The organism is Streptomyces sp. NPDC032198 (assembly GCF_040636975.1).
Taxonomy (GTDB): domain Bacteria; phylum Actinomycetota; class Actinomycetes; order Streptomycetales; family Streptomycetaceae; genus Streptomyces.
In genome coordinates, this window is sequence record NZ_JBEZVL010000005.1 from 255,295 (window position 1) to 277,507 (window position 22,213).

Annotated in this window: 19 protein-coding genes; 10 read left to right on the forward strand and 9 right to left on the reverse strand. The window is 71.4% G+C overall.

Features of this window, described 5'->3' with window-relative positions; genetic code table 11:
- Positions 1–50 precede the first annotated feature (50 nt).
- Positions 51–935 (forward strand): formyltetrahydrofolate deformylase, encoded by an 885-nt coding sequence (gene purU, locus AB0E78_RS15230; protein WP_361832236.1) that lies wholly within the window; start codon positions 51–53, stop codon positions 933–935.
- A 48-nt stretch (positions 936–983) separates the two neighbouring features.
- Here purU and AB0E78_RS15235 read toward each other — a convergent pair whose 3' ends face one another.
- Together AB0E78_RS15235 and AB0E78_RS15240 are read right to left on the reverse strand one after the other, a co-directional pair.
- Entirely contained in the window at positions 984–2,333 is a 1,350-nt protein-coding gene (locus AB0E78_RS15235) for an MDMPI N domain containing protein (RefSeq protein ID WP_361832238.1), read from the reverse strand.
- Positions 2,330–2,929, reverse strand: a complete 600-nt coding sequence (locus AB0E78_RS15240) for a sigma-70 family RNA polymerase sigma factor (RefSeq protein WP_361832240.1) — start codon at positions 2,927–2,929, stop codon at positions 2,330–2,332. Before AB0E78_RS15240 ends, AB0E78_RS15235 begins: the two co-directional genes overlap by 4 nt.
- 261 nt (positions 2,930–3,190) lie before the next feature.
- Between AB0E78_RS15240 and AB0E78_RS15245 the strand changes: the two genes are divergently transcribed.
- Both AB0E78_RS15245 and AB0E78_RS15250 read left to right on the forward strand, forming a co-directional pair.
- A complete protein-coding gene (locus tag AB0E78_RS15245; protein WP_361832242.1) occupies positions 3,191–3,565 on the forward strand; it encodes an STAS domain-containing protein in 375 nt (124 codons plus the stop codon).
- A gap of 288 nt (positions 3,566–3,853) precedes the next feature.
- Complete coding sequence (locus AB0E78_RS15250) at positions 3,854–4,366, forward strand: EF-hand domain-containing protein (protein WP_361832244.1); 513 nt, start codon at positions 3,854–3,856, stop codon at positions 4,364–4,366.
- Between the two features lie 15 nt (positions 4,367–4,381).
- Here the strand turns inward: AB0E78_RS15250 and AB0E78_RS15255 are convergent, their stop codons facing one another.
- Positions 4,382–5,968, reverse strand: coding sequence for an AMP-binding protein (locus AB0E78_RS15255; RefSeq protein ID WP_361832246.1), 1,587 nt, complete (start codon positions 5,966–5,968; stop codon positions 4,382–4,384).
- A 176-nt stretch (positions 5,969–6,144) separates the two neighbouring features.
- Between AB0E78_RS15255 and AB0E78_RS15260 the strand changes: the two genes are divergently transcribed.
- The 3 genes from AB0E78_RS15260 to AB0E78_RS15270 all read left to right on the forward strand — a co-directional run bounded on the left by AB0E78_RS15260 (position 6,145) and on the right by AB0E78_RS15270 (position 9,201).
- Entirely contained in the window at positions 6,145–7,311 is a 1,167-nt protein-coding gene (locus tag AB0E78_RS15260) for an acyl-CoA dehydrogenase (RefSeq protein WP_361832800.1), read from the forward strand.
- An 8-nt stretch (positions 7,312–7,319) separates the two neighbouring features.
- Entirely contained in the window at positions 7,320–8,237 is a 918-nt protein-coding gene (locus AB0E78_RS15265) for an acyl-CoA dehydrogenase family protein (protein WP_361832248.1), read from the forward strand.
- A 472-nt stretch (positions 8,238–8,709) separates the two neighbouring features.
- Complete coding sequence (locus tag AB0E78_RS15270) at positions 8,710–9,201, forward strand: ATP-binding protein (protein ID WP_361832249.1); 492 nt, start codon at positions 8,710–8,712, stop codon at positions 9,199–9,201.
- A 445-nt stretch (positions 9,202–9,646) separates the two neighbouring features.
- Here AB0E78_RS15270 and AB0E78_RS15275 read toward each other — a convergent pair whose 3' ends face one another.
- Positions 9,647–10,618, reverse strand: a complete 972-nt coding sequence (locus tag AB0E78_RS15275) for a cyclase family protein (RefSeq protein ID WP_361832251.1) — start codon at positions 10,616–10,618, stop codon at positions 9,647–9,649.
- An 84-nt stretch (positions 10,619–10,702) separates the two neighbouring features.
- Between AB0E78_RS15275 and AB0E78_RS15280 the strand changes: the two genes are divergently transcribed.
- From AB0E78_RS15280 to AB0E78_RS15290, 3 genes are read left to right on the forward strand one after another with little or no spacing between them, the layout of a single operon-like run.
- On the forward strand, positions 10,703–11,614 hold the full coding sequence (locus AB0E78_RS15280; protein ID WP_361832253.1) for an SDR family oxidoreductase: 912 nt from the start codon (positions 10,703–10,705) through the stop codon (positions 11,612–11,614).
- 8 nt (positions 11,615–11,622) lie between these two features.
- Positions 11,623–12,879 carry an acyl-CoA dehydrogenase family protein gene (locus AB0E78_RS15285; RefSeq protein WP_361832255.1) on the forward strand — a complete coding sequence of 419 codons (1,257 nt, stop codon included), beginning with the start codon at positions 11,623–11,625 and terminating at the stop codon, positions 12,877–12,879.
- A complete protein-coding gene (locus tag AB0E78_RS15290; RefSeq protein WP_361832257.1) occupies positions 12,876–13,946 on the forward strand; it encodes a Zn-dependent alcohol dehydrogenase in 1,071 nt (356 codons plus the stop codon). Before AB0E78_RS15285 ends, AB0E78_RS15290 begins: the two co-directional genes overlap by 4 nt.
- Positions 13,947–14,207: 261 nt before the next feature.
- Here the strand turns inward: AB0E78_RS15290 and AB0E78_RS15295 are convergent, their stop codons facing one another.
- Positions 14,208–15,242, reverse strand: a complete 1,035-nt coding sequence (locus AB0E78_RS15295; protein WP_361832259.1) for a helix-turn-helix domain-containing protein — start codon at positions 15,240–15,242, stop codon at positions 14,208–14,210.
- Positions 15,243–15,301: 59 nt separating this feature from the next.
- Between AB0E78_RS15295 and AB0E78_RS15300 the strand changes: the two genes are divergently transcribed.
- Positions 15,302–16,639, forward strand: a complete 1,338-nt coding sequence (locus AB0E78_RS15300) for an MFS transporter (protein ID WP_361832261.1) — start codon at positions 15,302–15,304, stop codon at positions 16,637–16,639.
- 32 nt (positions 16,640–16,671) lie between these two features.
- Here the strand turns inward: AB0E78_RS15300 and AB0E78_RS15305 are convergent, their stop codons facing one another.
- The 4 genes from AB0E78_RS15305 to AB0E78_RS15320 all read right to left on the reverse strand — a co-directional run bounded on the left by AB0E78_RS15305 (position 16,672) and on the right by AB0E78_RS15320 (position 22,082).
- The gene (locus AB0E78_RS15305; protein ID WP_361832263.1) at positions 16,672–17,307 is read right to left on the reverse strand and encodes a flavin reductase family protein; all 636 of its coding nucleotides are present in this window, start codon (positions 17,305–17,307) and stop codon (positions 16,672–16,674) included.
- A 96-nt stretch (positions 17,308–17,403) separates the two neighbouring features.
- On the reverse strand, positions 17,404–18,225 hold the full coding sequence (locus tag AB0E78_RS15310) for an enoyl-CoA hydratase-related protein (protein ID WP_361832264.1): 822 nt from the start codon (positions 18,223–18,225) through the stop codon (positions 17,404–17,406).
- A 175-nt stretch (positions 18,226–18,400) separates the two neighbouring features.
- The gene (locus AB0E78_RS15315; protein WP_361832266.1) at positions 18,401–20,626 is read right to left on the reverse strand and encodes an acetate--CoA ligase family protein; all 2,226 of its coding nucleotides are present in this window, start codon (positions 20,624–20,626) and stop codon (positions 18,401–18,403) included.
- 271 nt (positions 20,627–20,897) lie between these two features.
- Complete coding sequence (locus tag AB0E78_RS15320; RefSeq protein ID WP_361832268.1) at positions 20,898–22,082, reverse strand: NAD(P)/FAD-dependent oxidoreductase; 1,185 nt, start codon at positions 22,080–22,082, stop codon at positions 20,898–20,900.
- Positions 22,083–22,213 lie beyond the last annotated feature (131 nt).

The following is a 22,213-nucleotide window of genomic DNA, read 5'->3' on the forward strand; positions in this document are numbered from 1 at the left end:
CCGCGGAACGGCGGACCGCGGCGGGTGCCGGTTGTGGGAACCTTGGGGGCATGAACGAGCCGTCCGTCGCCGCGTCCGCCGACCCCGCTGAGCAGTACGTCCTCACCCTCTCCTGCCCGGACAAGCAGGGCATCGTGCACGCCGTGTCGAGTTATCTCTTCATGACCGGCTGCAACATCGAGGACAGTCAGCAGTTCGGCGACCACGACACCGGGCTCTTCTTCATGCGCGTCCACTTCTCGGCGGAGCCGCCGGTGACGGTGGAGAAGCTGCGGGCGAGCTTCGCCGCGATCGGCGACTCCTTCCACATGGACTGGCAGCTGAACCGCGCCGACGACAAGATGCGCATCGTCCTCCTCGTCTCGAAGTTCGGGCACTGCCTGAACGACCTGCTGTTCCGCTCGCGGATCGGCGCGCTGCCGGTCGAGATCGCCGCGGTCGTCTCGAACCACACGGACTTCGCCGAGCTGGCCGCCTCGTACGACATCCCCTTCCACCACATCCCGGTGACGAAGGACAACAAGGCGCAGGCCGAGGCGCAGATCCTGGAGCTCGTGCGCGCGGAGAACGTGGAGCTCGTCGTCCTCGCCCGCTACATGCAGGTCCTCTCGGACGACTTCTGCAAGCAGCTCAGCGGCCGGATCATCAACATCCACCACTCGTTCCTGCCGAGCTTCAAGGGCGCTAAGCCGTACCACCAGGCGCACGCGCGCGGTGTGAAGCTGATCGGTGCGACCGCGCACTATGTGACGGCGGACCTCGACGAGGGGCCGATCATCGAGCAGGAGGTCGAGCGGGTCGGCCACGACGTCACGCCGAACCAGCTCGTCGCGATCGGCCGTGACGTGGAGTGCCAGGCGCTCGCGCGGGCCGTGAAGTGGCATGCCGAGCGCAGGATCCTGCTGAACGGCCACCGCACGGTCGTCTTTGCCTGAGGCAGCGGGTGAAGCGCCTGAAGCGGGCCCTCCGGGCCCGCGAACAGGTCACATCCGGCTCAGTGACGCCGCCGCGAACAGCACGTCCCTGATCGCCTGGCGGTCGCCGACCTGCCCCGCCGCGGCCTCCTCCGGAGACACGTGGCCCGCGGCAAGGCGGCAGAACTCGACGCCGTCCAGCGCGACATGTGCCACCTCACGGTCCGGCGACGCGTCGGCGCCGGGGGAGTCCAGCGGGATGAACCATTCGCCGCCGCCCATGCCCTCGACCTCGAGGCGCAGGCTCCGGCCCGGGGCGCCCGCCGCCACCAGGCCCTGCGACGGGGCGGCGAGCCCCGCGCGGCGGCGCTCGGCGAGCGTGCCGGGGAGCATCCGTGCGGCGAGGTCGATCATGCGGTGCAGATGGCGCGGGGACGGCGGTTCGTAGGGATAGTCCACCGCCTGCGCGATGTCGCCCGCGTGGATCCAGCACTCGAAGGCGCGGTCCAGCATCGAGTCCCGCAGCGGCAGCTCGACGCGGCGGCCGTGCTCGTCCGGGGCGCCGTACGGAACGGTGAGGCCGCCGGAGCCGGAGCCCTGCGTGCGGCCCGCCGTGAAGGACACCGTGCGGATCAGCTCGTGGGTCTGCTCGCGCCAGGGGCCGCGCACCGCGCGGGTGGGTGGGAAGTACGAGGCGCGCCAGTACGCCTCGGTGCGCCGGCCCGGGTCGGCCCGCGGCGGCGCATCCCTGCCCAGCGGGTCGTCGAGCCCGAGGGCCAGCGCGACCATGCCGTCCACCGCCAGGAGGTGGGCGATCACCCCGGCCACCGTCGTCTTGCGGCTGACCGGATGGTCCTCGTCGAACCAGCGCAGGCGCACCGGGGCGTGCCACTCCGAGTCGCCGATGTCGCGCAGGAGGGCGTCGAGCCGGGCGGTCTCGGCGTCGTACGGAACGGCCCACTCGGGCACCGGGATACGGGGCGGACGCCGACCCAGGCAGTTCTCGATGACGCGGTTGCGCAGGCCCGGGTCGAGGTCGAGGCTCTCCTCCTGGTGCAGCAGGCCCACCGCGTCGCGCAGCCGCAGCGCCTCTTCCGCGCAGGGCCCGCAGTGGCCCAGGTGTTCCTCGACGGCGATGGCCTCCTCGACCGAGCAGGCGGCGAGCGCCCACGCCCCGAGCAGGGACTTCAGGACGCGGTGGTCGAGGGCGAGCGGAGGGTCGGGCAAGGGCTGCCCGCTGTCCTCTATGGAGGTGCGGGGCAGCGGTATGCGAGGCGGGCGCCGGGCATCGGGCTGCTCACTTCGGCCACCGGGGCCACCCGCGCCGCCCGCACCGTCGCCGTTCTCAGGCCCAGGCTCAGCCTCAGAGCGGTCCCTGTCCGGTTCATCGAACGGTTCCTGCCGGTCGGGCCCGTTCACAGCGCTCTCCCGTAACCGGAACGCGCGCCCGGGGCGGGGTGCGGCTCCGCCGGTCCTGCCGCGTCGTTCGCGGTGGAGAGCAGCTGCAGGCCCAGGCGGAGGCGGCGGCGCGCCTCGTCCTCCGTCACACCGAGGTCGGCGGCCGTCTGGCGGTAGTCACGCCGCTGGAAGTAGGCCAGCTCCAGGGCGGCACGCAGCGGGGCGGGCATGGCCGTGACGATGTAGTCCGCGCGGGCGGCGGCCGAAGCGCGGCGGACCCTGCGCTCCAGGTCCTCCGTGGTGCCCTCGCCGCCACGGGCCAGGGCGGCGGACTCGGTCTGGCGCAACCGCCGGACGGCCCGCTGGTGGGTGAGCGTGGCGACCCAGGAGCGCAGGGGGCCCTGCTTGGGGTCGTACGCGTCGGGGTTCTCCCAGATGTGGGCGAAGACGTCGCGGGTGATGCGGTCGGCGGCGTCCTCGTCACCGAGCACGCGGTGGGCGAGGCCGTGCACGAGCGAGGCGAAGCGGTCGTACAGCTCGCCGAGGGCGGCAGCCTCCCCGTGCGCCAGTCGCTGCTGCATGCGGCGGTCCCACCGGCGCGGCGCGTCCTTCGCCATGCGGCCCCCTCTGCGCGTGCCGTTCCGTACGCGTCCCGATCCCCGTCCCGACCGAAACCCTCCATCGAATGTAGTCGCCACCACCGACAACGTATTGCCTTTGAGGCAAAGTGCGTCTGCTCCCGGCCTCGGATGATAGGGAGCAGTGTTGCTGGTGTTTCATGGAGAAGAGCTGGGGCAGCCGCGACGTAGGAAGCGTAGGGAAGGCTTCCGCATCGGCGAGCTACGAGCGAGCGGTATCAGCGAGCGAGAGGCGTGCGAGTGACGCTGCAGGTGGCCGTGGACGAGCAGGACGGCTGGGCCGTGCTGCGGGTGTCCGGCGAGATGGACCTGGTGACCTCGCCTGTCGTGCGCCAGCGCGTGCACGACGCTGTGGCCGACGGTCGGCACAGCCTCGTCCTCGACCTCTCGGATGTCCTGTTCTGCGACTCCAGCGGTGTCGGCGTACTGATCGCGACGCGCCGTCTGTTCCGCTCCTGTCAGGGCCGGCTGCGCCTGATACTGCCCGCGAAGGGCGCCGAGGACGGCTCCCACGTGAACCGCGTCCTCGCCGCCCTCGGCGTACGCCGCCTCTTCGAGGTCTTCCCGGACGTGGCGGCCGCGGTGGACGACGAGGCCATCCCGCTCTCCGCGTGACCCGGCCGTCCCGCGCCGCCGACCGTGCCCGATCTCGCCACGTGCGAGGGGCAGATGAGCGCCGCGGACGGGCGGGAACGGGGCCGTGCGGAGCCGCCAGGGTCAAGGGCGACCCAAAAGATCACCGAGAGCCGGTTCCTGGTACAACCTCTCTTGTCCCGGTCTTGGCACAAGCGTCGGCTTCCCGCCTCCGGGCGGTCGCCGAAGACGTACGCTCGCTGCCAGAGACACCCAGGGAACCCCCTGTGCACACGCACCCAACCGCAGAAGTGAGGCGGCCCGAACACCATGGACAGTGCCGAGTACGAGCGTAAGATCGCGGCCCGTTTCGCCACCTTCGACCAGGACGGCAACGGCTACATCTCCCGTGAGGACTTCAGCACGGCGGCCGCCGCCCTGCTCAGCGAGTTCGGCGCCACGGCACGCTCCAGCAAGGGGCAGGCGCTCTACATCGGGGCCGAGGCCTTCTGGCAGGGCATGGCCGGGATCGCCGACCGCGACGGCGACCAGCGGATCACCAAGCCGGAGTTCGTGGGCGGCGCCGTGAAGCGGCTGCGGGACAACCCGGCCCGGTTCGCCGAGATCGCGCGGCCGTTCCTGGACGCCGTGATCGCCGTCGCGGACGGCGACGGTGACGGTGCGGTCAGCCCCCAGGAACTGGCGCGCGTGCTCAAGGCACTTGGTGTCCCGGAGGACATCGCGGGCACCGCGGGCAGCTCGCTCGACACCGACGGGGACGGACGGGTGACGGAGGAGGAGATCGTCGCGGCGTTCGCGGCGTACTTCACCGTCCCCGAGTGAGCCGCGCGGTGAGCGCTAGCTCCGCGTGAACCGCTCCCGCAGCTTGTACTTGAGCACCTTGCGCAGCGTCTCGTTGCGGGGGAGGGCCTCCACCAGCTCCAGTTGTTCCGGCAGCTTGTACGTGGAGAGTCCTTCCCCGCGGAGATAGCCGGTCATGGACTCCAGGGTCAGCGCGTCGTGGTCGCCCGGCCGCTGCTCGATCACCGCGCAGACCCGCTCGCCCCGTTCGGGGTCCGGCAGGCCGATCACCGCCGCGTCCCCCACGGCCGGATGCCGGTGCAGCAGGTCCTCGATCTCCTTGGCGGAGATGTTCTCGCCCTTGCGGATGATGATGTCCTTGGCCCGGCCGGTGAGCACCAGGTGCCCCGTCGGCCGTACGTGGCCCAGGTCGCCCGTGATCAGGAAGCCGTCCGCGTCGAAGACCCCCGCGCTCTGCTCGGGGTCCAAGTACCCCTGGCAGACGGCCTCCCCGCGCAGCCGCACCTCGCCGTCGACCCCGGCGGGCACCTCCTTGCCCTCGGCGTCCGTGACCCGGATCTCCATGCCATCGGGAGGCATTCCCTCCGTCGTCGCCAGGTTCTCCGCGGTGTCGTCGGGGGCGCCCATGGTGATCATCGGCACCTCGGTCATGCCGTAGCCGTGGGTGAGCTGGCAGCCCATCTCGCGTACGACCGCGTGATAGATCTCCGGCGGCTTCGGCGCACCGCCGCCCGCGAGGAGGCGCAGGGTGGGGATGAGCTGCTCGCCGGGCGCGAGCTTGCGCTGCTCGGCGAGGAACATCGAGTAGAACGCGGTCGATCCGCCCGCCACGGTCACGCCGTGCCGCCGGTAGCCGTCCAGCGCGTCCGGCAGCGCGAACGTCTCGAACATCACCGAGGGGAAGCCGTACAGGAGCAGCATCACCGTGTAATCGGGGCCGGCGATGTGCGCGAAGGGGAACGCCATCGAGCCGACGTCGTCCGCGGAGAGGTGCAGCGCGTGCGCCAGGCACGAGCCGCCCGCGATCAGTGAACGGTCCGTGTGCAGTACGCCCTTGGGGTCGGACGTCGTGCCCGACGTCCAGTAGATCCAGCGCACCGACGTGCCGTCGGAGGGCGGCGGGGGCAGGACGGACGGATCGCCGTCGGGCAGGTCCTCGTACGCGTACGCCTTGAAGACGCCCCGCGCGCCGAGCCGCTCGGCCATCTTCGTGTGGTCGAAGCCGCGCCACACCCCCGGCACGGCGAAGAACTCGGCCTTCGACTCCCGCAGCGCGAAGCCGACTTCGCGGTCGCGGTAGAAGGGGATGACCGGCGACTGGACCGCGCCGATACGGGCGAGCGCGAAGGAGAGCAGGGCGGTCTCGATGCGGGTGGGCAGTTGCCAGGCCACCACGGAGCCGGGGCGCACCCCCCTCTCGTAGAGGCCGGCGGCCACGCGCTCGCAGCGGTCGCGCAGTTCGCCGAAGGTGAGGCGCCGGTCGTCGGCGGGGTCGGCGGCCGCCTGGAGCAGCACTGCCGTGTCCGGGGTGAGCGCGGCGCGCCGCTCGATGAGCTCCCAGAGGGTGCGGGAGGCGCCGAGTGTGTGCGCGGTCTCGATCCCCGCGTTCCCTGAGGTGCTCATGTGATCCCCTCGCGACCGGAGTCCGGCTGACGGACCGACCTAACTGACGGGCAGTCAGATCGTGCCGAGAGCGTAAGGCTCACCGCCTTGTCGGTCCAGAGGCGCGGAGCTAGCCTGCGGTCTGACGGGTCATCAGATTGGCCGGAGGGACCGGAGAGATGACCGGAGGGGGCGACGTGGACCTCACCTACACGCAGGAGGAGGAATCCTTCCGGGCGGGCCTGCGCGAGTGGCTGTCCCGGACGCTCCCCCAGCTGCCACCGCGCCCCGACCCGTTGGACTGGCCTGGGCGCCGCGCGTACGACATGGGGTGGCAGCGCAGGCTGTACGACGCCGGATACGCGGGCCTGCACTGGCCCGTCGACACGGGAGGGCAGGGCGCCACCCCCACCCAGCACCTCATCTTCCTGGAGGAGACCGAGAAGGCGGGCGCGCCCTATGTAGGGGCGAACTTCGTGGGCCTGCTGCACGCGGGTCCCACCATCGCCTCCGAAGGAACCCCCGGACAGCGGGCCCGCTGGCTGCCGCCCGTGCTGCGCGGCGACGAGGTGTGGTGCCAGGGCTTCAGCGAACCGGACGCGGGCTCCGACCTCGCGTCACTGCGCACGCGCGCGTGGCGCGACGGCGACGACTACGTGGTGAGCGGATCCAAGATCTGGACCTCGCACGCGGAGGTCGCCGACTGGTGCGAACTCCTCGTGCGGACGACCCCGGTGAGCGAGGACGTGCCCAAGCACCGCGGCATCACCTGGCTCGCGATGCCGATGGACGCCCCCGGCATCACGGTCCGCCCGCTGCGCACGCTCGCGGGCTCCACCGAGTTCGCCGAGATGTTCCTCGACGAGGTGCGGGTCCCGGCAGCCAACCGCGTCGGCGCGGAGAACGACGGCTGGCGCGTGACCATGGTGACGCTCTCCTACGAGCGGGGGACGGCCTTCGTGGGGGAGGTCGTAGCCTGCCGCCGGGTCCTCGGCGAGCTCGCCCGTGAGGCCCGCAAGAACGGCCGCTGGGACGACGCCGTGCTGCGCCGCAGGCTCGGCAGGCTCAGCGCGGAGTTCGCGGCGCTGTGGCGGCTCACGCAGTGGAACGTCAGCGAGTCGCAGCGGGCGGGGACCGGGGTGCCGGGAATCGGCGGATCCGTCTTCAAGCTCCGCTACTCGCACGCACGCCAGGAGCTGTACGAGGCGGCCGGCGAGGTCCTCGGGGCGGGCGCCCTCGACCTGGACCACGAGTGGACCCTGGACCGCCTCTCCTCCCTCTCCTACACGATCGCCGCCGGGACCTCGCAGATCCAGCAGAACATCGTGGCCGAGCGGATACTCGGCCTCCCGAAGGGGCGGTGAGGGCTCGCATGGACTTTCAACTCACGGAAGATCAGCGGGCGTTGCAGAGCGGCGTGCGCGACCTGCTGGAGGGGCGGTTCGGCGGGGAGGCCTTGCGGGCGGCGGTGGGCCCGGGGGACGCGGCGGCGGGCTCGGAGGCGCCGGCTCTGGACCGGGACCTCTGGCGGGAGCTCGGGGACGCCGGGTTCTTCTCGCTGCTGGTGCCGGAGGCGGAGGGCGGGGTCGGCCTCGGGCTTCCGGAGGCCGTCCTTGCCTTCGAGGAGGCGGGGCGGGTGCTGCTCCCGGGGCCGCTGGTGGCCACGTTCCTCGCGGCACGGGACGTCGCCGGCGCGGCACAGGGCGTGACCGTGGTGACCGCTCCGTGCGGGGGACTCGTCCCCTGGCTCGACGCGGCGGATGTCGCACAGGGTGATGTCTCGGGGGCGGTTCCGTTGCGGTCCGTCGACCCGCTGACGCCGCTGCATCGGGTGCCGGTGTCTGTGCCTGTGTCGTCGCCTTCGTCGCGTGAGGGGAGTGAGGGCGGGGCGGAGACGGATCTCCTGCTCGCCGCCGAGCAGCTCGGCAGCGCCGCGCGCACCTGCGAGACGGCCGTCCAGTACGCCCGGGAACGTATCCAATTCGGCCAGCCCATCGGGGCGTTCCAGGCCGTCAAGCACCTCTGCGCACAGATGCTCGTCCGGGCCGAGGTCGCCCGCGGCGCCGTGTATGCCGCGGCCGTCACCGGTGACGTACTGGAGATCGCCGGGGCCAAGCTGCTCGCCGACGAGGCGGCCGTGAAGAACGCGCGGGACTGCCTCCAGGTGCACGGCGGGATGGGGTTCACCTGGGAGGCCGACGTGCATCTGCATCTGAAGCGGGCCTGGGTACGGGCCGGCCTCGGGCAGTCCGCGGCTCGGGCGGAGGAGGAGCTGGCGGCGGCGCTTTGACGGCTTGGATGGCTGTGGGGCTCGTGGGGCCGCGGGATCGTCGTGGGGGGCGGAGTGCGGAGAGTGATCGACTTGTGGAGCTCCCGAAGTGGGGGGAGGCTACTGAGCGTCGATATCGGGTTGTGTCCTATGCGTGACTCGTCACGGCATGGAGTCGGGCTTCGGCTCCGGTACCTTGTGTGAGATGCGAGTGGTTCTGAGGTCGAGCCATGCCGGTGCTGCCCCTGAGGCGGCGCCGGGCCCGGCAATGCGTGCCGTTCGCAGTGCAGGAAGGGGCTGTATGCCCGCCTGTTCGACCCCCCGCAGCGCGCGTCGCACAGTATGCCGCACGCGTACTCCTTCGCGCTGGAATATGCCTGAAGCGCTTGTTGGGGTGACTGAACGTCAACCATGCTGTCTCTCAAGGGGATCACGTTCCGTGACCCTGTGGAGTCGCGAGGCGATGTGTCCGCCGGTTCGGATGGTGTGAGCGGTGCAGGTGCTTCAAGTTCAGCTGGAGGTCAGGCCGGACCCGGCCGAGGTGGGGCGGGCCCGAAGGTGGGCGCGCTCACGGCTGGCCGGTTCCGGGATAGGGGTCGACGAGCCACTGGCCGAGACGCTGATCCTGCTGATCTCGGAGCTGGTCACCAACGCGGTGGTGCACACGGGCTGTCCGGCCGTGCTGCGCATGCGGCTACCGGACGGCCCGGAGGAGCCCGAGGAGGCCGCCGATGCCGGACCGGGGACGGTCAGGGTCGAGGTGGCCGACGCCAGCGCACGTCCCCCGAAGCAGCGGCACGCTGACGGCGACGCGACCAACGGCCGGGGCCTCGAACTCGTCGACGGCCTCGCCGACCGCTGGGGCTGGCAGACCGAGGGCACGGGAAAGAGCATCTGGTGCGAGGTGGACCGGTGCGAGCCGGGCGTCGAGGCGGTCGCGTTCGACGGGGCGACCTACGAGGACGTCGCGTACGAAGCGGTCTGAGCGCCGCGTGGCGGTGATCATGGCGGTGCTGATGGCGGCGTCCGTGGCGGCGTCCCTGGCGGCATCCCTGGCGGTGTTCATGGCAGGTGCCTTGGTGGTGCCGGGCGCCCGTATGCGCCGTCGCGTGCCACGGTGCGCGGTCATGCGCGGCCGGTGCATAAGCGGCATAATTCATTAATCACCGGACGGCTGTTGACGTACCGTGTCCGATTGATCACGCTTGTGTGCAGCGATTCGCCGCGAGGGGACGTCGAGGGACGGTGGTCTGTGACCCGGTCCTCGGCGAGATGTGGGTCGCCGTCGGCGCCGGTCCCTTCGTGGCCGGAGAGCAGGACCAGTGCGCCGGAGCCGGATGGCGGCGCGCGCGGCGACGCGCTCGGGGTGGAAGCCGGGCCGCCGCCATCCGAAGGCTCACGGACTCACGGCAAGGTTCGCGGGAGAGGGCTCACAACACCGCTACGGGCGCGACGGGTGTTCCCGTGCCACCGATGAACGGTTCGGGCATCGCGGAGAGCAGGAAGCTGTAGCGGGAAACTTCTGCACAGGCTGTGGACAACTTTTCGAGATTCCAGTTCTGGCCCTGCAGCATCCCCATCTCGACCAGGTCGAGCGCGTGCACGGGCAGCCAGAGGTTCTCGATCTCGGGCGGGAAGATCTCGAAGGTGAGGGTGTCGTTGGCGACCGCCGCGACATCGCGCGCGTGGAACCACTCCGGGGTGTGGACCGAGAGGCCGGGGGACGGATATCCGTACGCGTGCTTGTCGCCCGCCAGGTAGGTCTGTATCTGTCCGGTGCGTACGAGGACGATGTCGCCGACGCGGACGGTGGTCCCCGCGAACTCCTCGGCCTCCGCCAGGTCTTCGGGCGTCACCGCGTGATCGCCGGGCAGCCGGTCCATGCCCTTGGCGCGGGCGACGTCGAGCAGTACGCCGCGCGAGACGAGGTGCGGCACCTTGTCGATGCCGCTGAACCGCGCGCCGGTGTGGGCGGTGATGGTGTCCGCCGGGCGGCCGTTGTAGATCTTTCCCGAGTGCGAGGCGTGGGTGAGGGCGTCCCAGTGGGTGGCCGTCTGGAGGCCCATCGTGACGGCGTCGTCGCTGGTGGCGACGGTGCCGGGGCCGAAGAGCTCCTGGTTGATCTGCACCATCGTGTGGAGGGGGTTGATCCGGCCGGGTATCAGACCGGTCTGGACGCCGTCTTCCTTGAGGGCAAGCGCGAGCGGAATGCGCCTACCGGCGCGAATGGTGGCGGCGGCCTCGCGTACGACCTCGTCGGTGATGAGGTTGAGGGTGCCGATCTCGTCGTCGGAGCCCCAACGGCCCCAGTTGTTCACGCGTTTGGCGATGTCGTGGAACTCGGGCGGCAGGGCGGATGCCGGAACCGGATCGGTGGAACCTGTGGGTGCCGAGTCTGACATGGGTCCTCCGCGGGGCTTGTCTTCCGGTATCTGACGGGTCATAGAATCTAACGGTCCGTCAGAAACCGCGGGAAGGGGCCGGACGTGGGGAACTTCTTGGCAGGCAAGGTGGTGGCCGTGACCGGCGCCGGACGCGGCATCGGCCGGGCGGTCGCGCTCGCCGCCGCGGCCGAGGGTGCCAGGGTCATCGTGAATGACTACGGCGTCTCCATGGAGGGGGCGGAACCGACCAGTGAGATAGCCGACGGCGTGGTCAAGGAGATCCAGGCGGCGGGCGGCGAGGCCGTGGCCGTCGCCGACGACATCTCCACCATGGCGGGCGGGCAGCGGATCGTGGACATCGCGCTCGCCGAGTACGGGCGCATCGACGGTGTGGTGTGCGTGGCCGGGATCCTGCGCGAACGGATGCTCTTCAACATGTCCGAGGAGGAGTGGGACCCGGTGGTCGCCACCCACCTCAAGGGCACGTTCACCGTCTTCAGGGCCGCTTCGGCGGTCATGCGGAAGCAGGGGACGGGCACGCTGATCGGCTTCACCAGCGGCAACCACCAGGGGTCCGTCGCGCAGGCCAACTACAGCGCCGCCAAGGGCGGGATCATCTCGCTGGTGCGGAGCGCCGCGCTCGGCCTGAACAAGTACGGGGTGACGGCGAACGCGGTGGCGCCCGTCGCGCGCACGCGGATGTCCGCCAACGTGCCCATGGAGCTGAAGGAGATCGGGGAACCGGAGGACGTGGCCGCGCTGGTCACGTATCTCCTGAGCGAGCGGGCCCGGGAGGAGAAGATCACCGGGCAGGTCTATACGGTCGCGGGCCCGAAGATCGCCGTCTGGGCACAGCCGCGTGAGCTGCGGGCCGGGTATGCCGAGGGCGGCTGGACCCCGGAGAAGATCGCCGACTTCCTGCCGGGGACGGTGGGGGTCGACCCGATGCCGATGCTGGCCCAGCTGGAGGCGATGGCGAAGGCCGCCGCCACCAAAGACCGGCCGAACGCGTAGGCCGGGCGGTGGAGTTCGGATTCACCCCGGAGGACGAGGAGTTCCGCGAGGAGGCCCGCGCCTGGCTCAACGGGCACCTGACGGGGGTGTTCGCCGGGGCGGCGGGGCGGGGCGGCCCCGGGAGCGAGCACGAGGGGGCGAAGGAAAGGCGGGCGTGGGAGCGGGAGTTGGGGCGGGACGGGTGGATTGGGCTTGGGTGGGGGGTGGGTGCCGGTGATGGTGCGGGGGGCGGCTCCGGTGCGGGTTCTGGGGTGTATGGGAATCGGCGGGCTTCGTTGACCCAGCAGGTCGTCTGGGCCGAGGAGTACGCACGGGTGCGGGCTCCCGGGCGCTATGGGCATATCGGCGAGAATCTGCTGGCCCCGACCCTCCTCGCCCACGGCACGCGGGAGCAGCAGGACGAGTTCCTGCCGCCCATCGCGCGCGGGGAGGTCCTGTGGTGCCAGGGGTACAGCGAGCCGGGCGCCGGGTCGGACCTGGCGGGGCTGCGGACGGTGGCGGTACGGGACGGCGACGTGTACCGCGTCACCGGGCAGAAGATCTGGACCTCGCTCGCCCACGAGGCGGACTGGTGCTTCGTCCTTGCGCGGACGGAGCCGGGGTCCACCGGACACCGGGGGATCTCGTTCCTGCTGGTCCCGATGGATCAGCCAGGACGCGTCGAGGTGCGGCCCATACGGCAGTTGACGGGTACGAGCGAGTTCAACGAAGTCTTCTTCGACGGTGCGGTCGCTCGCGCCTCGCACGTGGTCGGCGGTGCCGGAAACGGGTGGCGCGTCGCCATGGGACTCCTCGGCTTCGAACGGGGCGTGTCCACGCTCGTCCAGCAGATCGGGTTCGCCGAGGAACTGGGGAGCGTCGTCCGAGAGGCCCTCGACAGCGGGGCCGTCGACGATCCGGTGCTGCGGGACCGCCTCGTCCGGCAGTGGGCCGAGCTGCGGGTCATGCGGTGGAACGCCCTGCGTACGTTGGGTAGTTCGGGCGGCTCCCGGACTGGCCCCGGGGCCGACGCGGGTGCGCCCAGTGTGGCCAAGCTGCTCTGGGGCGGGTGGCATCAGCGGCTCGGCGAGCTGGCGATGGCGGTGCGGGGGGCCGCGGGGGCGGTCGGTCCAGGGGACTGGAGCGAGAGCGACCCGTACGAACTGGACGCCCTGCAAAGGCTCTTCCTCTTCACGCGGGCCGACACCATCTACGGCGGCTCGGACGAGATTCAGCGCAACATCATCGCCGAGCGCGTGCTCGGCCTGCCGCGGGAGGCGCGATGAGGGGTGTCGTTTTCGACAGGAGCAAGGCCGAGGGTGCGAGGGTCGAGGTCGTCGACGACCTCGACGTACGGGATCCGGGGCCGGGGGAGGTGCTGGTCGCCGTCGCGGCGGCCGGGCTGTGCCACAGCGACCTCTCGGTGATCGACGGGACCATTCCCTTCCCCTCGCCGGTGGTCCTCGGGCACGAAGGGGCGGGCGTGGTGGAGGCGGTCGGTGCGGGGGTGACCCATGTGGCGGCCGGTGATCATGTGGCGCTCTCGACCATCGCCAGCTGTGGGACGTGCGGGGAGTGCAACCGGGGGCGGCCGACCATGTGCCGGCGCGCCATCGGGATGCCGGACCGGCCGTTCTCGCGGGGCGGCGAGCCGATCTACCAGTTCGCGGCGAACTCCGCTTTCGCGGAACGCACGGTGGTGAAGGCCGTGCAGGCGGTGAAGATCCCGGAGGAGATTCCGCTGACGTCGGCGGCGTTGATCGGGTGCGGGGTGGTGACCGGGGTCGGGGCCGCGTTGAACCGGGCGAAGGTGGACCGCGGGGACAGCGTGGTGGTGATCGGTACGGGGGGCATCGGGCTGAACGTGCTGCAAGGGGCGAGGATCGGCGGGGCGACGCGGATCGTGGCGGTCGACGCGAACCCCGAGAAGGAGGGCGTGGCGCGGCAGTTCGGTGCCACGCACTTCTTCTCGTCGGCGGAGGCGGAGGGCGTGAAGGAGCTGCTGCCGACGGGCGCGGACCACGTCTTCGAGTGCGTGGGCCGGGTCGAGCTGATCCGGCAGGCGGTCGATCTCCTGGACCGGCATGGGCAGGCGATCCTGCTGGGGGTGCCGCCGGCCACGGCCGAGGCGTCGTTCCTGGTGTCGTCGTTGTTCCTGGACAAGTCGATCCTGGGCTGCCGCTATGGCTCGGCGCGTCCACAGCGGGACTTCGCGCTGTACGCGGAGCTTTATCTGGCGGGGCGCCTTCTGCTGGACGAGCTCGTCACGGAGACGTATCCGGTGGAGGACTTCGCCAAGGCTGTGGGGGACGCGGAGGCGGGGCGGGTGGCTCGGGGGGTTCTGACGTTCTGAGCGGGACCGCTGGTGGGGGCGGGTGCGGGGTGCGGTGCGGTCCGCCTTGGGGTGCGGGGACGCGCCGGTATGTCCGTCCTCGCTATCGTCCGGTGGCCGCGGGGTCGCTTCGGTTCTGGAGTGCCGCGAGCCGTGCTCCGGGCGGACATACCGGCACGTCCCTTCGCGAGCGCTGCCGACTGCGGCTGGTCGTTGGTGCTGCCGGGCAATCGGGTGGGTGGGAGGCCTCAGTCGGGTGCCGGCCCGCGCAACCCCCCCCGTTCAGGAGAGGCACGCGCCGTCGCGGAAAGTGCGGCGATAGGCGGTCGGGGTCACACCCAGGGCCGCCTGCAAGTGCCCCCGCATGGACTGTGCCGTACCGAAGCCCGCATCCCGCGCCACCCGGTCCACGGAAAGATCGCTGGATTCCAGGAGGTGCCGCGCCCGCTCCACCCGCTGCTGCGCGAGCCACTGGCCGGGGCTGATCCCCACCTCCTCCCGGAAGCGCCGCGTGAACGTGCGGACGGACATGGACTCCTGGTCCGCCATGTCGCGGAGCTGGATCGGCTCGTGGAGGCGGGCCAGGGCCCACGCGCGCGCAGTGGTGGTCGTCGCGAACTGCGGCTCGGGGACCGGGCGTTGGATGTACTGGGCCTGGCCCCCGTCCCGGTGTGGAGGCACCACCGTACGGCGGGCCACGTCATTGGCGACCGCCGATCCGTGATCGCCGCGTACGACATGGAGGCAGAGGTCGAGGCCCGCTGCCACACCCGCCGAGGTGAGGACGTCCCCGTCGTCGATGAAGAGGACCTCCGGATCCACCGTGACCCGGGGGAAGAGGCGCTGGAAGTGCTCCGCCGCCGACCAGTGCGTCGTAGCGGTGCGGCCGTCGAGGTAGCCCGCGGCGGCGAGGACGTAGCCACCCGTGCAGATGGAGATCAGGCGCGTGCCCGGGGTGATGTGGGCCAGGGCCGAGGCCAGTTCCTCGGTCAGGCGGCCTTCCTCATAGACCGGACCCAGTTCGTACGAAGCCGGGATCACCACCGTGTCGGCGGTGGCCAGGCATTCCGGGCCGTTCTCCACGAGGATCGAGTAGTCGGCGTCCGTGCGCACCGGGCCCGGCGGGCGGACGGACGCGGTCACGACCTCGTAGAGGGGCTCGGCGTCAGCGGTTCGCGCCCGGCCGAAGATCCGCTGCGGGATGCCCAACTCGAAGGGGATGACGCCGTCCAGGGCCAGGACCACCACCCGGTGGCGGGTGGTGGCGGTCGGCCCGGGGGCGCCGGGCACTCCAGAATCGCCGGTCGGTGAGGCCATGGCCCGATTCTAGCTAATGCTGTCCCTCGGGCCACTCGTTCAGGCGCGGCCGGGTCCGGATGCTGGTTGTCGTGACCCAGACAGACGTGAATCAGCCGGTCGAGCCGCTCCTGGAGGCGCCGGTCCGGCGCCGCCGCATCCACCGGGCCTGGTTCGTCGCCGCCGTCACCTTCGTGACGATCATCGGCGCCGCCGCGTTCCGCTCCCTGCCGGGCCTGCTCATCGATCCGCTGCACGCGGAGTTCCACTGGTCGCGCGGCACGATCGGCCTCGCGGTCTCCATCAACCTCGCGCTGTACGGGCTCACCGCGCCGTTCGCCGCCGCGCTGATGGACCGCTTCGGCATCCGGCGGGTCGTCGCCGTCGCGCTCATCGTGATCGCGCTCGGCTCCGGACTCACCGTCTGGATGCAGTCCGCCTGGCAGCTCCTGCTGTGCTGGGGGCTGCTCGTCGGGCTCGGCTCGGGGTCGATGGCGCTCGCCTTCGCCGCCACCGTCACCAACCGCTGGTTCACCACGCGGCGCGGACTCGTCACCGGCATCCTGACGGCGGCATCCGCCTCGGGGCAGCTGATCTTCCTGCCGCTGCTCTCCTGGATGGTGGAGGCGTTCAAGTGGCGGCCCGCCGCGGTGACCGTCGCCCTGGCCGCGCTCGCCGTCGTCCCGTTCGTATGGCTGCTGCTGCGCGACCACCCCGCGGACGTGGGCCTGAAGCCGTACGGCTCCGAGGAGTTCGTGGAGAAGCCCCCGCCCGCCACGGGTGCGGCGCGGCGCGCGGTCAGCGTGCTCTTCAAGGCGGCCCGCACCGGGCCCTTCTGGCTGCTCGCCGGGACCTTCGCCATCTGCGGGGCCTCGACGAACGGGCTGATCCAGACGCACTTCGTGCCCGCCGCGCACGACCACGGCATGCCGATCACGGCGGCCGCGTCGCTCCTCGCCGTCATCGGCGTCTTCGACGTGGTGGGGACGATCGCGTCCGGCTGGTTCACGGACCGCTTCGACGCGCGGCGGCTGCTTGCCGTGTACTACGCGCTGCGCGGCGTCTCGCTGCTCTTCCTGCCGCTGCTGCTCGACTCGGCCGTGCACCCGCCGATGGTCTTCTTCATCGTCTTCTACGGACTCGACTGGGTGGCGACCGTGCCGCCGACCCTGGCCCTGTGCCGGGAGCAGTACGGCGAGGACAGCGCCATCGTCTTCGGCTGGGTGCTCGCATCGCACCAGGTGGGGGCCGCGTTCGTGGCCGTCATCGGTGGCGTCGTACGGGACACGTTCGGGTCGTACGACGTGATGTGGATCGCCTCGGGGGCACTGTGCGCGGCGGCTGCGCTGATGGCCCTGGTCATCCGGCGGGCCGACGGCGGCGAGGAGTCGGCCGTGCGACCGCCCGCGCTGACGTAGCGGGCTGCCCGTTCACGTGGCGGGGGTGTCGTTCACGTGGCGGGGGCCTCGAACCTGCCGAACTTGCCTCGGTGGAAGAGGAGCGGTTCGCCGTCGTCGGTGGCGCCCAGGGCGTCCACCCGGCCGACCACGATCAGGTGGTCGCCCCCGGTGTGCACCGCCTGGATCGTGCAGTCGATCCAGGCCGGTACGCCGGCCAGGCGGGGCGAGCCGGTGACGGGAGCCGCGTCGTAGACCACCCCGGCGAACTTGTCGGCGCCGCTCACCGCGAAGCCGCGGCACAGCGCGCCCTGGTCGGCGCCCAGGACGTTGACGCAGAAGACGCCCGCGCGCGCGATGCGCGGCCACGTCGTCGACGTACGCGCGACCATGAAGGAGACCAGGGGTGGGGCGAGGGAGAGCGAGGAGAAGGACTGGCAGGCGAATCCGGCCGGGCCTGCCTCTCCTTCGGACGCCGGTGCGGTGATCACGGTCACGCCGGTCGCGAAGTTCCCGAGGACGCGCCGGAACTCGCCCGCGTCGAGAGGCGCCCGCTCGTCGTCGCCGACCGCCCGTAACTGCGGGCGGGGAAGGGCTTCGACCGGGCCGGCGGTGGTCGGTGCGCCGACCGACCTGAGGTATCGGACGACGGTGGCCGCCATCCCTGCATGTCCCATCACACCAGCCATTGAAGCTGACGGCCCGTCAGATAGGAAGCCCTGTGCAGGCGTAGCGTCGCGTCGGGTGAGTGCGGATACGGGCGCACGTCCGTTCGTGTGGATACCTCAACGGCCTTCGTACGAAGGTGAACGCCGCTCCACGAAGCTGGCCACGCCCTCGTTCGCGTCCGTCGTCGTCATGTTGATCTCCTGGGCGGCGGCCTCGGCCGCGAAGGCCGTCGCGCGGTCCGATTCGAGGGCGGAGTTGACCAGTTGCTTGGTCATGGCGATGGCGCGGGTCGGTCCCGTCGCGAGGCGTTCCGCCCAGGCGCGGGCCGTCTTCTCCAGTTCGCCGGCCGGTACGACGCGATTGACGAGCCCGAGCCGTTCGGCGTCCCCGGCCGGCACGGAGTCGCCGAAGAACATCAGCTCCTTGGCGCGTTGCGGGCCGATGAGGCGCGGCAGCAGATAGGCCCCGCCGCCGTCGGGCACCAGGCCCCGGCGCACGAACACCTCGATGAACTTGGCCTGTTCGGCGGCGATGACGAGATCGCAGGCGAACGCGAGATGCGCGCCGATCCCGGCCGCGGTCCCGTTCACGGCGGCGATCACCGGTTTCTCGCAGTCCAGAACGGCGGCGATGAGCCGCTGGGCGCCCAGCTTGATGGTGCGGGCCACGTCGCCGGGCACGCGCTCCCCGGTGCTCGGCGCGCCGCGCAGATCCGCGCCCGCGCAGAAACCCTTGCCCGTCGCGGTGATCACGACGGCCCGGACGGCGGGGTCGGCGGAGGCTTCGGCGAGCAGCGAGATGACGCGTTCGCGCTGGTCCCAGGTGACGGCGTTCATGGCTTCGGGGCGGTTGAGCGTGATCCACGAGACGCCGTTGTCAGTGGCGTGGAGTACCAATGAGTCGAGGGAGGCAACTGGCCTGTCGGGGGGAGTGGTCATGAGCGGACGGGCTCCGTTTCGGCGCGGGTTTCGGCGCGGGTTTCGGCGCGAGGTATTCGCGTGGCGTCGCGGCGTGTTCGCGTGGCGCCGGGTACGCGAGTGGCGCGGAGTACGCGGGATGCGCGGGTGGGTGCGCGGGAGGGGAACGGCGCCCGGTGGCGTCGCGGGGCGCCGGTCACCGGCAGACGGCCAAGGCGTCCAGCGCGACCGCCCCTTGCCCCCGAGGGAGCACCATCAGGGGATTGATGTCCAGCTCCGCCAGGTCGTCGCCGAGCTCGAGAGCCATCCGCTGGACCCGGAGCACCACCTCGACGAGCGCGTCGACATCGACCGGCGGCCCCCCTCGGACCCCGTCGAGCAACGGCCGCCCGCGCAGCTCGGACAGCATCGCGAGCGCCTGGTCCTCCCCGAAGGGCGGCACCCGTACGGCCACGTCCCGCAGGACCTCGACGAGCACACCGCCGAGCCCGACGGTCACCGTCGGTCCGAACAGCTCGTCCTGCGTCACGCCCACCACCATCTCGACGCCCCGCTCCACCATCTGGCAGACGAGTACGCCGTCCAGGGCGATCCCTTCGTAGCGGGCGATGTCGGTCAGTTCGCGATAGGCGTCCCGCACCTGGCTGGCCGACGTCAGCCCGACCTTCACCAGGCCGAGATCGCTCTTGTGGGCAAGCCGCGCGCCGGACGCCTTCATCACCACCGGGTAGCCGACGAGCCCCGCCGCCCGCACGGCCGCCGCTGCGCTGGTCACCAACTGCTCGCGCGGTACGCGAATCCCGTACGCGCGCAGCAGCTGTTTCGCCGCGTGCTCGCTCAGCTGCTGGCCGGGCCGCATCAGGGCCTGCGCCTTGCGGAAGGACGGCGAGGCCGTGCGCGGGGCGTCGGCGAAGGGGGAGCGGTAGCGGGTCGTGAACCGGTGGTGGTCCAGATAGGCCCGCACCGCCGTGATGCAGTTGCCGAAGGTGCGGAAGGTGGCGACGCGCGAGGAGCCGAGCAGCGTCGTGCGGTAGGCCTCCTCGGTGCCGACGGGCGAGCCCCACACCACGCACACCAGCTTGTCCGTCTGCTCCGCCGCGTCCACCAGGTCCTGCGCCAGCTTGTCGCTCATCGGCGGGAAGGGGCCGGTGATGGGGCAGATCAGCACCCCCACCTCCGGATCGTCCAGGATCGCGTCGATGATCTTCCGGCCGCGCCAGTCGCCCACCGGGTGACCGCCGTTGTCGACGGGGTTGGCGACGTTCAGGTAGTCGGGTATCCACTGGTGCAGCTCCGCCTGCTTGGCGTCCGAGAGGGCGGGAAGCCGCAGCCCCGCCTCGGTCGCCAGGTCCGAGAAGTGCGCGCCCGTGCCGCCCGAGATCGAATACACGACGACACCCTCGGCCTGCGGCGGCCTCGCCCGCGCCAACAGGGCGGACGTGTCCTGGAGTTCGTCGAGCCCGTCCACGCGGATCACGCCGAACTGCCGCATCGCCGCGTCGACGACCGTGTCGGCGCCGGTGAGCTTGCCGGTATGTGAGGCGGCCATCCGGGCGCCGGCCTCGGTGCGGCCGACCTTGACGGCGACGACGGGAACGCCGCGCTGGGCGGCGCGGTCGGCGGCGAGCAGGAAGGAGCGGCCGTCCTTGAGGCCCTCGACGTAACAGGCGATGGCTCCGACCTCGGGGCGTTCGGCGAAGTAGGAGATGAAGTCGGAGGTCTCCAGGTCGGCTTCGTTGCCGGTGGGCGCCCAGTGCGAGAGGCGTACGCCGATCTCCTGCATCGTGAAGACGGGGCGCCCCTGGTGGCCGGACTGGGTGATCAGCGCGATCGCCGGTCCTTCGAGGTCGTCGCGGAACTTCTCGAAGGCGTTGAGGTTGGTGTTCGGCCCGAGCAGTCGCATGCCCGAGCGTTCCACGGCGGCGGCCAGGCGGGCCTGGGCCGCCGCGCCCTCCTCGCCGGTCTCCGCGAAGCCGGAGGCGAAGGCGACGGCGAACTTCACCTTGGACTCGGCGAGTTCCTCGATCACGGGAAGGGGGTCACTGACGAGGAGTACGGCCAGATCGACCTGTTCCGGCAGGTCCGCGACGGAGGGGAAGCAGGGGGTGCCGAAGACGGATTGCCGGGTGGGGTGCACGGGATGCAGCCGGGCGCCGCCCCGCTCGGCCCAGTCCATGAGCTGACGCGTGATGCCGGTGTTCGGACGCCCCTCGGCGTCCGACGCGCCGATGACGGCGACGGACTCGGGCCGGAAGAACCGGTCGAGGTCCGCTATGTCGGCGTGCAGGGGTCGTCCGCTGACGTCCAGGTCGTCCGCCGTGGCGGCCTGTCCGTGGACGGCGGGTGCCGGGGCTTCGCCGCAGGCCACAACACGCGCGCGGCGGGGGTCGGTGGTGAAGGTGCCGTAAGTCGATCCAAGCATCGGTCCGCCCGCTCCTGTGTGACAGCAACTCAACTGACGCATGGTCAGATTACTGAACTGACGCTGTGTCAGGAACAGGGCTGCACGCAAAGCCTGGAGTGGGGTCGGCCCTTTAGCCGTACCCAGGTGCCCCGGGGGGCTACTCCCCTCCCGGCGGGCGGGGCCGCCGGAGGGGGCAGTACCGGCCACCGGGGCCGGCGGTGTCGACCTCTGGTGTGCTCCTGCGGAGGCGTGCGGGGTCCGGGGTCCGGGGCCCGTGGTGCTTGGCTTGTCAGCGGCTGGTGCTCAGTGTTCTCGCCGTTCTCGCCACCGCCTTCGCGATCTTCTCGGCGTCCAGTGCCATCTCGCGCAGCATCCCGCTGATGGGGTTCGTGAACCCGGTGAAGTAGAGACCGGGGGCCGACTTCGAGGTGCGGGCGCCGCGTACGAGGGGGCTGCCCTGTGGGTCGAGTACGCCGAGGTCGCCGACGAGCGGCTCCAGGGCGCGACGGTAGCCCGTGGCCGCGATGACCGCCTCGGGGACGATCCGGGTCCCGTCGGCCAGGACGACCTTGCCGTCCTCGAAGGAGTCGACGGCCGCGACCGGTTCGACCTTGCCCTTGCGCACCGCGTCGATCAGGCCCACGTCCTGGACCGGGATCGCGCCCTCCTTGACCCGGGAGTACAGGCCGGTGTCGGGGCGGGGCAGCCCCTGCGCGGACAGATCGGGGACGCTGACCTTGGCGATCGGACCCGCGAGCCGGTCCACGAGCGCGACGGGCAGCCTGCGGCACAGGATGCCCGTGCGCTGCGCGGGCCAGCCCGCCGTGGAGCGCCGCACGATGTGCGGCGCCGTGCGCACCGCGAGGCGGACGCGGGCCGCACCGCCCGCGACGAGGTCGACGGCTATCTCGGCGCCGGTGTTGCCGACGCCGACGACCAGGACGTCCTTGCCCGCGTAGGGGTGCGGGTCGCGGTAGGCGCTCGCGTGCACGAGGTCGCCCGTGTACGTGTCGCGGCCGTGCCAGTCCGGCAGGTGGGGCGTGTGGTTGTACCCGGTGGCGATCACGACCGCGCTGCCGGTCAGCTCCCGTCCGCCGCTGGCGTGCAGCAGCCAGCCGGTGCCGTCGGCGGAGCGCTCCAGGCGGGACACCTCGACGCCGGTGACGATCTCCAGCTCGTGGAACTCGGCGTACTTCTCCAGGTAGCGGACCACGTTGTCACGTGACACCCAGCGCCCGAAGGAGCGGGGTATCGCGAGTCCGGGCAGTGCGGAGAGGCGGCGCGTGGTGTGCAGGTGCAGGCGGTCGTAGTGCGTGCGCCAAGAGGCGCCGACGCGGTCGGACTTCTCCAGCACGACCGCACGTACGCCGCGGGCGCGCAGCGCGGCCGCGACGGAGAGCCCGCCGGGTCCGCCGCCGACGACGTACACAGGGCGGTCTTGCTGTGGCGCTTGTGGGGGAGTGGTGTCGGCCATGAATCTGAGAGTAATCACGCGGTCACTTGATGGGGGACGGTCAAGCCCCAAACCGGTTGCGAATTGATCACGGGTATGCGCGGCACACCCTCTGTCCGTGGGTTTCGTGCCACGTGGGTGGGCGTGAGTGA

Coding starts and splice junctions, on each gene's coding strand:
- purU (WP_361832236.1), top strand. CDS start 51: ATGAACGAGCCGTCCGTCGCCGCGTCCGCCGACCCCGCTGAGCAGTAC.
- AB0E78_RS15240 (WP_361832240.1), bottom strand. CDS start 2,929: ATGGCGAAGGACGCGCCGCGCCGGTGGGACCGCCGCATGCAGCAGCGA.
- AB0E78_RS15250 (WP_361832244.1), top strand. CDS start 3,854: ATGGACAGTGCCGAGTACGAGCGTAAGATCGCGGCCCGTTTCGCCACC.
- AB0E78_RS15255 (WP_361832246.1), bottom strand. CDS start 5,968: ATGAGCACCTCAGGGAACGCGGGGATCGAGACCGCGCACACACTCGGC.
- AB0E78_RS15265 (WP_361832248.1), top strand. CDS start 7,320: ATGGACTTTCAACTCACGGAAGATCAGCGGGCGTTGCAGAGCGGCGTG.
- AB0E78_RS15275 (WP_361832251.1), bottom strand. CDS start 10,618: ATGTCAGACTCGGCACCCACAGGTTCCACCGATCCGGTTCCGGCATCC.
- AB0E78_RS15290 (WP_361832257.1), top strand. CDS start 12,876: ATGAGGGGTGTCGTTTTCGACAGGAGCAAGGCCGAGGGTGCGAGGGTC.
- AB0E78_RS15295 (WP_361832259.1), bottom strand. CDS start 15,242: ATGGCCTCACCGACCGGCGATTCTGGAGTGCCCGGCGCCCCCGGGCCG.
- AB0E78_RS15300 (WP_361832261.1), top strand. CDS start 15,302: ATGCTGGTTGTCGTGACCCAGACAGACGTGAATCAGCCGGTCGAGCCG.
- AB0E78_RS15305 (WP_361832263.1), bottom strand. CDS start 17,307: ATGGCTGGTGTGATGGGACATGCAGGGATGGCGGCCACCGTCGTCCGA.
- AB0E78_RS15310 (WP_361832264.1), bottom strand. CDS start 18,225: ATGACCACTCCCCCCGACAGGCCAGTTGCCTCCCTCGACTCATTGGTA.
- AB0E78_RS15315 (WP_361832266.1), bottom strand. CDS start 20,626: ATGCTTGGATCGACTTACGGCACCTTCACCACCGACCCCCGCCGCGCG.
- AB0E78_RS15320 (WP_361832268.1), bottom strand. CDS start 22,082: ATGGCCGACACCACTCCCCCACAAGCGCCACAGCAAGACCGCCCTGTG.